16 protein-coding genes are annotated in these 12,802 nt (G+C 63.1%); 15 read left to right on the top strand and 1 reads right to left on the bottom strand.

The genetic code is table 11. The annotated features are described in order from the left end of the window. Nucleotides 1-3: 3 nt before the first annotated feature. From ACYVKQ_RS16215 to ACYVKQ_RS16160, 12 genes are all read left to right on the top strand, one after another. On the top strand, nucleotides 4-423 hold the full coding sequence (locus ACYVKQ_RS16215; RefSeq protein WP_460676408.1) for a hypothetical protein: 420 nt from the start codon (nucleotides 4-6) through the stop codon (nucleotides 421-423). A 7-nt stretch (nucleotides 424-430) separates the two neighbouring features. After that, complete coding sequence (locus tag ACYVKQ_RS16210; protein WP_460676407.1) at nucleotides 431-757, top strand: hypothetical protein; 327 nt, start codon at nucleotides 431-433, stop codon at nucleotides 755-757. Next, the gene (locus tag ACYVKQ_RS16205) at nucleotides 726-3,341 is read left to right on the top strand and encodes a TraG/VirB4 family ATPase (RefSeq protein WP_460676406.1); all 2,616 of its coding nucleotides are present in this window, start codon (nucleotides 726-728) and stop codon (nucleotides 3,339-3,341) included. The genes ACYVKQ_RS16210 and ACYVKQ_RS16205 overlap by 32 nt, the downstream gene beginning before the upstream one ends. Before the next feature lie 2 nt (nucleotides 3,342-3,343). Then, nucleotides 3,344-4,462 carry a hypothetical protein gene (locus tag ACYVKQ_RS16200; RefSeq protein WP_460676405.1) on the top strand — a complete coding sequence of 373 codons (1,119 nt, stop codon included), beginning with the start codon at nucleotides 3,344-3,346 and terminating at the stop codon, nucleotides 4,460-4,462. A gap of 184 nt (nucleotides 4,463-4,646) precedes the next feature. Next, entirely contained in the window at nucleotides 4,647-5,162 is a 516-nt protein-coding gene (locus ACYVKQ_RS16195) for a hypothetical protein (RefSeq protein ID WP_460676404.1), read from the top strand. Between the two features lie 42 nt (nucleotides 5,163-5,204). Continuing rightward, nucleotides 5,205-5,954, top strand: coding sequence for a conjugal transfer protein TraK (locus ACYVKQ_RS16190; RefSeq protein ID WP_460676403.1), 750 nt, complete (start codon nucleotides 5,205-5,207; stop codon nucleotides 5,952-5,954). A gap of 19 nt (nucleotides 5,955-5,973) precedes the next feature. Then, entirely contained in the window at nucleotides 5,974-6,873 is a 900-nt protein-coding gene (locus ACYVKQ_RS16185) for a DUF4138 domain-containing protein (protein ID WP_460676402.1), read from the top strand. 17 nt (nucleotides 6,874-6,890) lie between these two features. After that, nucleotides 6,891-8,291, top strand: coding sequence for a conjugative transposon protein TraM (traM, locus tag ACYVKQ_RS16180; RefSeq protein WP_460676401.1), 1,401 nt, complete (start codon nucleotides 6,891-6,893; stop codon nucleotides 8,289-8,291). Nucleotides 8,292-8,315: 24 nt separating this feature from the next. Further along, nucleotides 8,316-9,206, top strand: coding sequence for a hypothetical protein (locus tag ACYVKQ_RS16175; RefSeq protein WP_460676400.1), 891 nt, complete (start codon nucleotides 8,316-8,318; stop codon nucleotides 9,204-9,206). Between the two features lie 6 nt (nucleotides 9,207-9,212). After that, on the top strand, nucleotides 9,213-9,752 hold the full coding sequence (locus ACYVKQ_RS16170) for a hypothetical protein (protein ID WP_460676399.1): 540 nt from the start codon (nucleotides 9,213-9,215) through the stop codon (nucleotides 9,750-9,752). Between the two features lie 13 nt (nucleotides 9,753-9,765). Then, the gene (locus ACYVKQ_RS16165) at nucleotides 9,766-10,155 is read left to right on the top strand and encodes a hypothetical protein (RefSeq protein ID WP_460676398.1); all 390 of its coding nucleotides are present in this window, start codon (nucleotides 9,766-9,768) and stop codon (nucleotides 10,153-10,155) included. A gap of 23 nt (nucleotides 10,156-10,178) precedes the next feature. Beyond that, complete coding sequence (locus tag ACYVKQ_RS16160; RefSeq protein ID WP_460676397.1) at nucleotides 10,179-10,544, top strand: hypothetical protein; 366 nt, start codon at nucleotides 10,179-10,181, stop codon at nucleotides 10,542-10,544. 72 nt (nucleotides 10,545-10,616) lie between these two features. On the opposite strand, the gene ACYVKQ_RS16155 is transcribed toward ACYVKQ_RS16160, so the two are convergent. Beyond that, nucleotides 10,617-10,766, bottom strand: a complete 150-nt coding sequence (locus tag ACYVKQ_RS16155) for a hypothetical protein (protein ID WP_460676396.1) — start codon at nucleotides 10,764-10,766, stop codon at nucleotides 10,617-10,619. Nucleotides 10,767-11,459: 693 nt separating this feature from the next. Here ACYVKQ_RS16155 and ACYVKQ_RS16150 point away from each other — a divergent pair. The 3 genes from ACYVKQ_RS16150 to ACYVKQ_RS16140 all read left to right on the top strand — a co-directional run bounded on the left by ACYVKQ_RS16150 (nucleotide 11,460) and on the right by ACYVKQ_RS16140 (nucleotide 12,544). Beyond that, the gene (locus tag ACYVKQ_RS16150; RefSeq protein WP_460676395.1) at nucleotides 11,460-11,903 is read left to right on the top strand and encodes a hypothetical protein; all 444 of its coding nucleotides are present in this window, start codon (nucleotides 11,460-11,462) and stop codon (nucleotides 11,901-11,903) included. Nucleotides 11,904-11,946: 43 nt separating this feature from the next. Further along, nucleotides 11,947-12,285: a hypothetical protein gene (locus ACYVKQ_RS16145; RefSeq protein ID WP_460676394.1), complete on the top strand. Its 339-nt coding sequence runs from the start codon at nucleotides 11,947-11,949 to the stop codon at nucleotides 12,283-12,285. Nucleotides 12,286-12,349: 64 nt separating this feature from the next. Beyond that, the gene (locus tag ACYVKQ_RS16140; RefSeq protein ID WP_460676393.1) at nucleotides 12,350-12,544 is read left to right on the top strand and encodes a hypothetical protein; all 195 of its coding nucleotides are present in this window, start codon (nucleotides 12,350-12,352) and stop codon (nucleotides 12,542-12,544) included. Nucleotides 12,545-12,802: the final 258 nt, after the last annotated feature.

Genomic DNA, 12,802 nt, shown 5'->3' with positions numbered 1-12,802 from the left:
TCTATGCTAACTCATTTGCTTTCCCGGGCTCGTACCCACGTCGCCACCACGACTGACACCCTGCACTCCCTGGCCGCTGCCGGCCAGGCCTACCAGCCTTCCAAAGCCGAACAGCGCGTAGCTGCCCTGCTCACCACCCTGGCCCTGACCACCAGCCCGGCCCGGGCGCAGCTGGGCGGCGGGGGCGCCGCCGCCGCGCTCGAAGGCGTGCAGGAAACCGTTGTGGGCATCGTGCAGGTCATTTTCGCTATTGTGCTCATCGTGGGCCTGATTCGGGTGGTGATGAAGTTCGTGCAGGGGGCGCCCGACGCGCTGGGCTCCCTAGGCTGGCTCGTGGGCGGCGTGATTCTATGGTTCGGCTTCCAGCTGTTCAAGGACGATTTGGTCAGCGCCGTGGGCGGCGGCGACGGAGGCGTACGCTAACCTCACCATGCGCTCCTACAAATCCATTGAGCGGCCTGCGCAGGTGCTGGGCATGAACATCCAGGACTTGGGCATTATGGTCGGCCTCTTCATCGGGTCGGTGCTGCTGCTCGGCTTTCTGGGCATGGCCGTCAAGATTCCGCGCCTGGTGTACCTGCTCGTCATTCTGGTGGAGCTGGGTCTGATTCTGGGCCTGCGCTACCTGAGCAAGCGGCAGGCGCCCGGTTTTCTGATGGGCTGGCTCTCTTTCACATTCATCCAGCCCCGCCGCCTGGCGGTGGGGTCCCTTCCCACTCCCAACCATGACCAAAAAGCCCAAAACGGCCGCGTTTAACGCCGTCATGCCGGTGCACAGCTTCGAGGGCGACAAGGTGGTTTTCAAGGACGGCCGCGTCGCGGTGGGCTTCCGCGTGGAGCCCGCCGAGATGGAAAGCTGGACCTCGGACGACTACGAGGCCTTCCAGACCGCGCTGGTGGGCGTGCTGCGGCCCCTGCCGGTGGGCACCATCGTGCAGAAAACCGACATCTACTACGACCGGCCCTACCGCGAGGACAAAACGCAGCAGACCTACTTCGAAAACAAGATGAACAAGCACTTCTTCGAGCGGCTGGTGCTGTTCCAGAAGTCCTACCTGTTCCTCTCCTTCGCCCCGGTGGCCGTCAAGTCGCCCAAGACCAACGCGGTGAATGCCCTGGTGGCCCGCGCCGGCGAAGCGGTGCTCAAAAACCCGTTTGCCCAGCTCGTGCACACGCTCGAAGCCGCCGAAAGCGGCGCCGTGGAATTCATCCAGGGCATCAAGAACCTGGGCGGCGTGACGTTTGAGCGGCTGCCCAGCGCGGAGATTCACCAGCTCTACCTGCAGTACTTCAACCTCAACTTCGACGGCCAGCCCACCCGGCAGGAGCGCGAAATTGGCAACGACCTGGGCACCTTCAGCGTGGGCGAGCAGAAAGTAAACGTGCTATCGATGGTAGGGCAGGGCTCGGATGCCTACCCGGCCGTGCGCAACAGCTACGGGGTGACGGCGCCGATGCTCTACCCGCTCACCCACATCCTGCAGTGCCCCCACGTGCTCACCCAGGCCCTGCTGATTCAGGATACCCGCGCCGAGCTCAGCTCGCTGGATACCGACCGCAAGCTCAACGCCTCGCTCTCGTTTCTGGCCACTCAGGATAACCACCTGCGGGCCGCCGAAGTCGAGGAGTTCACGGCCGAGGTGCGGGCCGAAAACAAACAGATTGTGGGCCTGCACCTCTCGTGCGTGCTCTGGGACACCAACGACACCAGCCGGCGCGAGAACGTGGAGCGGGCCACCGCGGCCTTTCGCTACATGTTCGGCACGGAAAGCGTGGTCGAGAGCTACCTGGCCCTGCCCGTGTTCTTCGGTTTGCTGCCCGGCAACGCCTGGCAGGTGCCCGACCGCTGGCTGACGAGCACCGCCGACCGCGGCGCCTGCTACACCCACTGGACGGCCACTTACAAAACCGACCCGGTGGGGGAGTACCTGACCGACCGGTTCCGTAACCTGGTGCAGGTAAACCTCTTCAACACGGCCCTGGACAACCAGAATGCCATTGTTATCGGCCCCTCGGGCTCGGGCAAGAGCTACACCTTCGGCAACCTGATTGTGCAGCGCTTCGAAAAGGGCGCCCGGCAAATCATCATGGACGTGGGCGGCACCTACCGCAACGTGCTGCAGTCGCTCAACGGGGAGGACTTCGATAATACCTACTTCGAGTACGACCCGCAGCGCCCCATCGAATTTAACCCCTTCGTGGTGCCACGCGACGCGGCGGGCAAGTGGCTCTACAACGACGAGAAAACCAACTTTCACCTGGCCCTGCTGGCCGCGCTCTGGAAGGGGGGCAAGGACACGGCCCTGGATAAGTCGGAGCGCACCATTCTCTCGCGCTTTCTGATTGAGTACTACGCCTGCCTCAACGAGAGCCCGCGCCTGAACCAGAAGGACGAGGAGTTTCCCGGCATGGAAAGCTTCTACCGCTTCGTGGAGGGCTACGACCAGGAAATGCAGAAGCCGGTGGCCGTGCCGGGGGAGGGCGTAGAGCCCGACCCGCTGGATGGCGCCCGCCGGCAGTACCAGAAAAACCTGAAGTACATCGACATGCACCAGTTCTTCCTGGTGCTGGGCCAGTACATAACCGGCGGCCGCTACGAGCGGGTGCTCAACGCCAAGCGCGACGTGGATTTGTCGGAGTACCGGCTCATCTGCTTTGACCTGGCCAAGGTGCAGGCCGACCCCGACCTCTACCCGGTGGTGGCCATGCTCATCACCGAACTGAGCCTGGATTTGTTCCGCAAGTTTCCCGACGACATCAAGTACATCGCCCTGGACGAGGCCTGGACCATGCTTTCGGGCGTGCTCTCCGAGTTCATCGAGTCGATGTACCGCACCATCCGCAAAACCAACGGCTCGGTCACCATCATCACCCAGGGCATCACCGAGATTACCAGCAGCAAAATCGGGCCGGCCATCATCAACAACTCGGCCACCAAGATTATCCTGCGCCACGTCAACCCCGACTCGCTGGCGCAGCTGCAGGCCCCGCTGGGCCTGACCGGCCACGAGATGGATTTGATTAAGTCGGTGCGCTCCACCGAGGCCCTGCGCGAGTTTTTCATCAAGCAGGGCGCCAAGGGGAAAGTATTTGCGCTGGAGGCCTCGCCGCAGCTTGATGCCATCCTGACCTCCAAGCCCGTGGAGCGCAACCACCTCAACAAGCTGGTCAAGTTCTACCAGCAGACTCAGCAGCGGCCCCGCACCGACAAGAACGGCCACGTGCTGCTCAACGCCGAGGGGCAGATTGAGTACGAGCCCGTGCGGGTGCAGCGCCTGGACTACGCCGTCGACCAGTTCGTGGAAGATAAACAGGCCCGGAAAGGGGCCCTAGCGAAATGAGCATGTTCGCGATGGTAGCCTACGGCATCGACCCGGGCTTTCTGCGGGCCTGCGACCAGACCCTGCAGGTGGTGCTCACGGCCTGCCGCTTCATCACCCCCTCGCTGATGGGCATCGCCCTGCTCTACACCATCGGGCGGGGCTTTATCTCCGGTAGCGGCCTGGCCATGGACTGGGGGCCGATTATCAAGGCTACCTGGATATTCTTCCTGCTCTTCTTCTACCAGACGCTGGTGGACACGCTGGGCACGGGCATTGCGGCCTTTACGGCGCTGTTTGCCACAAACCAGTCAGCAGCCGAGGCGCTACGCGACCTGACCACCCCGCCGGCCGTGGCAGCGGCGGCCCGCAACGATTCCATGGGCATTGGCGACATCGTCTCGGGCGCGTCGGCACTGATGACCAGCATTTCGGAAACGCTGTCCACGTTCACGTTTTCGGGGCTGATGACCCGGCTGTTTACGGCCACCACGGTGCTCATCATCCGCAAAATCATGACGTTCATCCAGCAGTTCATCCTGGGTTTCCTGTACGTCTGCGGCCCGATTGCCATGACCTTGTCGGTCGTGCCTTCCTTCGGTCAGCTGGCTATGAAGTGGCTGCAGAACTTCCTGGCGGTGCAGATGTGGGGGCTGACGTTCGTGCTGCTCGACACGCTCTACAAGTTCTACGCGGAGTCGGCCCGCGCCCCGGGCGGGCTGTTTGGCAACATCGTGAACGGGCCCCAGCAGTCGGTTGATGACCAGATGTTCATGCTGACCTCCGTAGCCTTTGTGCTGCTCTACGTGATGGTACCCTACCTCACCTCGATGTTCATCGGCTCCTCGGCCGCGCAGGGCTTTATCGGCTCCATGACGGGCATGGCCGTTGGCGCGGCCACGGCCGCCGCCGGCGTCGTGGCGCCCGGTGGGGGCGGCTTATCCAGTGCCGTTGGCCGCGCCCTGGGAAACGGGGGCGGTGGGAGTGGAGGAGGAGGCAGTAGTGCCACCGCCTCAGGCAGTAACGCCGCCGGTAGCGAAGCTCCCAGCGCTTCCGCTTCCTCCGGCCTGCCGGTCATTACGATGTCCGACGCCCTGAACCCATCCTACCGGCAACGCGCCTCCGGCATCTGGACCAAATAGCTCCTTCCACCTAACCCGTCACGCTATGAAAAGCCTGCCTTTATCCCTCGCTGCTATCCTGCTTTGCTGCCTCGCTTCAAGCTGCCAATCCAACAACACCACACCGGCTACCACCACCCCCGAACCTGGTTCCAGCCCATCTGCCCCAGCGGCAGCCGCTTCATCCGTCAGCGCGCCGGCTCCCTTGTCTCCTTCCGCGTTCGATGTGCGCCCGGGCGTGGAGCAGCAAACGCCCAAGCAAGGCTACCTGCAAGTTGTTTCCGCCAAAGTCCTGAAGGCGGAGCCGATGCAAGTGACACTACCCTGGATGTGGGGCTCGGACCCGGACCGCCCCGGCGGTCGAAAAGTCGGCACCGCGCCCGGCTACCGCATTTCCTACGAAGCCGTGCTCCGCTGGCAGCCCATGGGCTACGGGCCCAAGGAAAAGATACCGGCCTCGTTGCCGCTGTACGCGCCTAACGGCACCGATTCGCTGGCCAGCTTCCAGGTCGGAGCCCAAGGCCTGACGAAGCCGGAGCGCTTCACGGTGTCGCAAATCCAGCCCCATACGCCCGTGACGGTACGCGGCACCTTGTATGCCTACACGGGGCAGAACAACCAGAAGCAGCCAGCCCTGGTGGTATACCCGTACCGCGACCCTTCCGGTTTGCCGGAACCCACCAGGATGACCTTCCTCACGCTCCAATCACCGGGGCGGTAGGGCCAAAAGGCATTCACTCTCAACACTCACAACCACTCACCAATGGATTCCGCCAAAGACTTAAGTACCTCTTTCTCCACCATGCGCAACCTGGCGCTGGGCAGCGTGCTGGCCCTGCTGCTCGTGGCCCTCGCCTCGGGCTTCCTGGTGTACCGCGCCTATGAAAACAGCGGCCGGCGCGTGTACGTCGTTTCGCAAACGGGCTCCGTAGCGGCCCTCTCGGCCGGCAACGACGCGCACACGCCCTACGAGGCCCGCAACCTGGTGCGCCAGTTCATGCAAACCATGTTCGGCCACGACCAATACACCTTCAAAACCAACCTGGACGCGGCCCTGCCCCTGATTGAGGGCCGCGGCGGCCGCCGCATCTACGAGGGCTTTACCCGCGGGCAGGTGCTGCAGAACTACGAGCGCTACGCGGCCCGCAATGTGGTAACCGTGGACAGCGTGCTGGTGGACATGAGACGCCGCCCCTGGTCGGGCGCGGTCTACATCAAGCAGCGCATTTTCATCGGGGGCCAGCAAAAGGAGCCCCTGCCGCTGGCTGCCAGGTTCAACCTGGTGGAAACCAACCGCTCGGATGCCAACCCCTACGGGCTGCTCATCACCAACTTCGACTACATCCCCTACAGCCCGCAGCTGACGCGGGAAGAGCAGGAGCTGCTGCAGGCCCAGGAGGCCGACCGCCAGCGCCGCCTGCAGGAAGCCGAGCGCGGCCTGACTCCAGCCGGTACGCCCGCAGCGCCGGCGGCTCCGGCCACTACGCCTGCCCCAACTGCTCCCGCCAACTAATCACCAATCCCCTTCACCGATGCGACTTTACACCTTCCCCGCCTTGCTGGGGCTGTTTTTACTACTGCTGCAAACGGCGCCGGCTGCTGCGCAAAACACTGCCACCACCCCGACTACGACCTTGGCTACCGCTGACAACCTGCTGGACGTGGCCGTATCCGATTCCTCCACGACTTACCTGGTGTTTGGCGGGCCCGTGTCGCTGGTCGACGTGGGCATGGTCGGCAATTACCTGGTCAAGATTGAAGCCAATGCCGTATTCGTGCGCGCGAAGCGCAAGCACGCACCGCCCACGCCCATGCTCATCCGCTACGGCTCGAAGTACTGGATGGGCCGGCTCGTGTACGCGGACCGGCCAGTGCTGCAGCTCTACGACTTCCAGAAGGACGGGGCGCTGAGCATCAATGGTAAGAGTGTCTCGTCCACGGGGGCCGCGCCGGAAAACGAGCTGGCCCTGGACAAGGAGCGCGAAAAGAAAGCTGTCGTCGAGGGCAAGCTCAGCCAGTTGCGCAAAGCCCGGGAAGAGCATCAGGCCGTGGCCGTGGTCGACAACGACCTGGTGCTGTCGCTGGCCAACGTGCGCAACGACAAGGATTTTACCTACCTGCGCTTCAAGGTCATCAACAAGACCAACATTGACTACAACGTGGACTTCACCGACTTCCAGCTGGTGGAAAACGCCCAGAAGAAGTTTCTGGCCCGCAAAAAGAACGAGGCCCGGCGCCCCTTGGCCCCCTCCGGCGGACGCCCGAACCAGGTGATTACCGGGCGCACCACAGGTTACCTCACCTATGCCATTCCGCTGTACGCGGCCACTGAGCGCGGCTACCTGGAAGTGACCCTGCGCGAGCTTAACGGCGCCCGGGTGCTGGTGCTGCCCGTGCCCTCCCGCGTGATAAACCGCGCCGCTACCATCTAACGCCGCTATTCTCTGCTATGGAACCCATCACTCCCTCAACCTCCGACAAGCGAACCGTTTCTAATTCGGAAGCCGAGCAGCCCGCTCCGGCCACTGCCCCGGTTAAGCGCACCCCTGCCGAGCTCCTGCGCGCCAACTGGATGGTGCTGGCCGGCCTGCTGCTGGTGCTCATCATCGGCGGCCTGCTGCTGTGGCTGAAAGCCGCGCAGCGAGCCGCCCAACAGGAGCGTGAACCAGTGGCGGCCGCCTCGGCCAACATCGAGCCTGAAATTCCTTCAGTGGAAACGGCTCCTCCGGCGCCGGCTGCCTCGCCCTCCGCCCAGATAGAAGCCCAGCGCCGCGCTGAGCAGGATGCCCAGAGCGCCCCGGCCCGGGCCACCGACCAGGATGTCGTGGACGTGTTTGCCGTCGATACCACCGGCCTGGCCCTGCGCAAGCGGCGCCGCGCCCAGGCGGCCGCGCAGGCCGCGAGCCGCCGGGCAGAAGCCGCCCGCCTGGCCGCGGCCGACGTGGACACCATCGAAGCCACCATTCAAGACCCCACTACCGGCTCCTATCGGGCGCAGACGCTGGTCGTGCCCCGCCGGCGGCTGACGGCCGGGGGCGGCAGTGGGCGCCGCGCAGGCGCTGGTGCCGGCCGGGCCGGCCGCAGCCTGGTCCCAGCCCGCGACGTGGACGGCACCCCGTTCGAAACCGACCCGGACGTGCTGGCCATGCTGAGCTCCTCGCCGCCGGAAACCCGCGCGGCCTACGAGCGCATGACCGGCAAGCGCTACCGCGACCCTAACCAGACCGCGCAGCTGCTGGCTACCCGCATGAGCGCCCCCGGCATGGATGGCTTCAACACCGTGAAAGTGGGCAACGCTACCCGGATGATGGCCCAGGGCAGCCAGCGCGAGCAGCAGCTGGCCCCGGACGTGTTTTTCAAGTGCGTCATCAACGGCGAGCAGAAGGTGCGCACCGGCTCGGTGGTTATCCTGCGCCTGCTGGAAGATGCCGTAGTGTCCGGGGTGACCTTCCCCAAGAACATGGTCTTTGCCGGCGTGGCCACCGTGGGCACCAACAACGTGACGCTGGAAGTCAACCGCCTGGGCCCGACCCGGGTGCAGGCCGACATCTACGACTTCAACTACATGCCGGGCATCATGATTGACCCGGTGAAGCGCGTGGCCCGCGAAGCGGGCATGGCCGGCAATGAGCTGCAGCAGCAGACGACCCAGGAAATCAGCACGGCCATCGACCGCTCGGCCTCGGCTGCCAACTCCGTGGTGGGCGTGGGCGGCCGCGTGGCCGCCTCGGTGCTCTCGCGGCCCAAGACCCGCACCAAGCTGCGCGACGTGCTGCTACCCGATGGCTACCCCATCCTAATTACCACCGCGGCGGCTGGCCAGCTCGGCACGGAAGCGGCCGTGCGCTAATTCTTCCACCTAACCGATACGACAATGAAAAAGACGCTTTTGCCGGCCCTCGTGGCCCTGGCCCTGATTCTCGCTTCCACGACCGACGCCACGGCCCAGGCTGTGGTGAACGACCCGCTGCACATGGGCGTGCACATCGGCGAGTTTGCCAAGCACCTGAAGCAGTGGACCGAAACAGTCAAAAACTACCAAGTCATCAAGGACGCCAAGCAGATTGCCGGTGTCACCAAGGATATTACCGGGCAGGTGAAGGACATCACCGACCAGACTTTGCAGCTGCAGCGCCAAGTGCAGGCCGACCTGCGCAAGGTGCAGAGTATTCAGGATCTACGCCTCTCCAACCCGCAGGAGCTGTTTGCCCGCGCCCTGGCCATGTCGGGCCGGGGGCAGAGCAACCAGTACATGCCCGTGTTTCAGAAAGCCGAGCGCCTGCGCCAGGCCCTGCAGCTGAATAACCCCCAGCAGGATTTGAACACGGTGTACGACGTGTTTTCCCGCTTCGGCTCGGGCGCCACGGCCGGCAACAACCGCATGAGCTCCCAGCAGTACCAGCAGAAGCGGGAGGAGGCCGCCGTCTCCACGTTCGCCTACGAGGAGATGATGCAGAAAAAGAAGATTGCCACTGCCTTCGGCTACTACAAGATTGCCGATGAGATGACCCAGCAGAGCATCGAGATGAACGCGACGCTCAAGAACCCCGGCCGCTACGCCATGACTGAGGGCGAGCGGATGGTGGCCCTGAATACCTCGAACGACAACATGATTAAGGCGATGCAGCTGCGCCAGGAAGCCGACCGGCTGTTGGCCGAAGCCGCCCAGCCCGGCCCCTCCCGGCAGGCGGCCGAAATGGTCTATTCCGACATCCTGGTGCAAAACGCCCTTATCAAAGCGGACCGGGCCCGCCCCCGCAACTAACCCTTCATGAAAAACCTATTGCTAGTGGCCCTGCTGCTGGCGGGGGCCGGCGCCGTGCCGGCCTCCGCTCAGCGCCACGTCCGCCACATTTCCAGCTGGGGCGCCCACCTGGGCCGCTCCGAACAAGGCACCTACTACGAGCTGAGCTACACCAGCATGCTCACCAACCACCTAGCCCTGCGCGCCAGCGGCCTGCGCGAAGCCGGCACGCTGGATGGCCGCGGCAATTTCGCCAGCTACGCGGGCCGGGTGCTGCTCGCCCCGCAGTTGTTCCGCCTGGGCGAAGTAGCCTACGTGCACCTACTGCTCGGGGCCGGCGCCGGCTATGAGCGCACCGGCGAAAACGGCACTGGCGAGCTGCCCGCGGACGCCAAGCAGCCGCAGCGCTTTACCTATGGGCCACAGGCCGGAGCCGAAGTAGATGTGTTCCTCGGCAACCGCTTTTCGCTAGTGGGCTCTGCCACCAAAGGCTACCTCTTCAACAATCCCCTCATCGACCAATGGCCGGGCTTCGCCAGCGCCGGCCTGCGCTACCACTTCCGCTAACCTCTCCTGCCCTATGAAACGACTTGCCACCCTACTCCTAAGCTGCGCGGCCCTGGCCACGGCCAGCAGTTGCGCCAAAGACGACGCGATGCCTACCGGGCCCAAGGAATACCAGGTGGAGTACCGCATTTCTTCAACCACCGCCCCGGTATCGGACTACATCAGCTACGATAACGAGAGCGGCGGCACCACCACGGTCAACAATGTCCCGCTTCCGGCTACCTACCGCTTAAAGCGCACCATGAAGCAGGGAGACCACCTCAGCCTGCTGGCCAGCCTTGACGGTGGCACGGCCGCTTCGGAAATTACCGCGGCCATCCTGCTCGACGGGCGGGAAGTAAAGCAGGAGGCCGGACGCGGCCCCAACGCGCAGGCCGTGCCGGTGTACGTGATTGGGCAGTAGGGAAGGAGTTCGTACTTCGCGGCATGGATTCGCCTATCGTTGCGGCTGGCTTTCCTGACCCGGCCCTGGTCATCAACTACCCCACGGCCCTGCGCTTCGTCCGCTTCCGCCTCAACCGCATGGCGCACGGGCAAATGAAGCCCTGGGCGAAGGAACACCGCTTCAATTATGCCCGGCTCGTGGAAATCAAGAAGGATGACCGACAGCTCTACGTCCCCTTGGTCCAGCGGCTGCTGGCCGTCTTCGGCTACGAAGTTGCGGTCCTCCGGCTGGTATCAACGAGCCGGGTGAAAAACCACTTCTTCTGGTTCGCCTCGCCCGAAGTCCACGCGCTGTTCTGCCAGGAGCTGCGTACCTACGACCAGTTGGTTGCGCTGGCCAGTCAGTAGGCCTACCAACCATCTATAGACCAGAAAAAAGGCCGACCAGCAACCCTGGCCGGCCTTTCTGTTTGATTGGGGCTAGTCGACTTGGACCAGTTCACGCTGCAGGCAGGCGAGCAGCTGCTGATAGGATTCCGGACAAAGCCGGATGGCCGGCTCCTGGGCCGTGCAGTACAGCAGCGTGGGGTCGGCCAGGGCCACGGCCCGGGCCCAGGCAGCTTCTGACACCTCAGCAGCAAGGTTTAGCAAAGGGGTGAATTCTTCTTGAATAAGCCGAATTACCAGCGCCTGCACGGTAGGGCAGATGCTGGAAAAGCGGCGATAGGGGCTCGCAGCCATAACAGTAACGTCAACGGAAAGGAATGAAAACGCCCCGCCTGCGACCAGTTGAGGGGCCCGGCAGGAAACAGGACAGCCGCCCAGCCGCCCGTAGTGGTGAGGTGGCGTGCTGCTTTTCAGTGGAGAGCGTTACGCTAAGGAGCCCACAAACAGGGCGGGCCGCTGCTGGATGGGCAGCGGCTGCCGGAGTGCCCAGCTCAGCCAGTCGGCCAGAAGGCCAGCTGAGGAAGGGCAGCTATGCACAGCGTAGGATTTCAAAGCCAGCATACTCGGCAATCGGTTTAACAGGCAAATCTAGCCAATACGGCCACACCAGACGGTAGTTTGGCTTTTTGGCCTGCAAAATTGATAGAATTTGGTGCCCGCTTTTGCCAAGTGAGTTTTCCCTTTCGCACCGCGTCCAAGACCCTATCCGGCGGTTACCGAGAACGGTCTGAACTACACACGTCCCGGAACGCGCATACTTTGAGACTGGCAACCAGTCTCTGGAATGCCCGTGCCTTCTCCTTATTGGAAATTATTCGCCAATTTCATTCTCTTACAAGACTGTTATCCTCATTAGCTACACCCAAGGCTCCGTTAATGGAACAACCGCACACCTGGGCCAACCTGCCGGAGCTGCTTCACCAGGTCGAAACGGACCTGAGCGACCCGACCGTGTATTACTTGCTGGGCGCCCACTACTACGACCGTGACAACCACCCGCGGCGCCGGCACTCCCCGGCCGTGTTTTCCCTGCACTACGGCGAGGTAGCCAATCTGGAAATCGGGCCTGATTACGTGGCCTTCGACACAGAATTTGTGCGCTACCCGGAAGACGACGAGCCGCACGCCCCGGGCCCGTGGACCGACCGCTTTCGGGCGACCATTCCCTTTGAACAGCTCTACCAGCTGCTGCGCAAAGTAGTGCCCGCCGGCCAAGAAGTAGGCGAAAGGCTTACCTTTCAGTCAACCGACGCGGTGTACTACAACGAGCGGATTCACCACGAGAATTACCCGACCCCGTGGGTCATAAACCAGCCTTAAATACCGCCTTATGTCCCGGGAGCCGCACCCTTTAGTTGCCGTTATGCAGCAAGTGCAGGCTGGCCTTTCCACTCCGCAGCACCATTACCTGGTAAGCACAAACTACTTTCAGACTGAAAACGGGCCGGTCATGCTCGGCACCCTGCACCTGCACCAGAGCACAGTCTGGCAGCTGGAAATTGGCGCGGAAGACTTCACCTGCGAAGTGCTGCTTGATGGCAATGACCTAACCCACCGCTCACCTATCCGGGTATCATATGAACAGGTCTGGCAGGTACTGCAGGGCGACAGTCCGCAGTTTAACGGCGGGAAGCGGAAGGGCATGCTGTACGAAAACACCAGCGCCCTCTCCGCTTTCGCACAACAGGGCCCAGCTGAATAAGATGGAAGAGTTGCTCCAGCCCCGCCACCCACACGACAAGCACCACTAGGCCCAGCTAAAGGCTTTGGAGCAGCTGTCCGAAAGCCAGCGGGCCGAGATGGCCCGCTTGTTCCGCCTCGGTAACGCCACGTATCGTTATCAGCAGCTAGCCGACGGGGAAGTGACGGAAGAAGACTACCAGCACTGGCTGGAAGGATTGCCTGACGGCTTTCGCAAGGCCATGGAGAAGGGGGCTTCGAAGGCTCCAAACGTAGTTTAGCACTGCGCCGACACGCTCTGGAGCGGCGCGACGTGGGCTACTCGGCTTTTATGCAAGCCATCCTATCCCCGGAAGACTGGGCGTTCGAGCAGCAACAGCGCGTTGCCGGTGGTCTGTAGCAGGCACTACTATTCGGCATCCGCTTGCCCCGGCAGCTCTTTGCAGGTGTGCACTGTCCACATTTTCGGGCATTCTCATACCTACGCCCGTCCTCTATGAGCCCTTGTTGAGCCCTTTGATAAGGCACGTTACCCCATT

This window comes from Hymenobacter coalescens (genome assembly GCF_054783195.1).
This window is presented reverse-complemented; position numbering and strand designations above follow the sequence as displayed.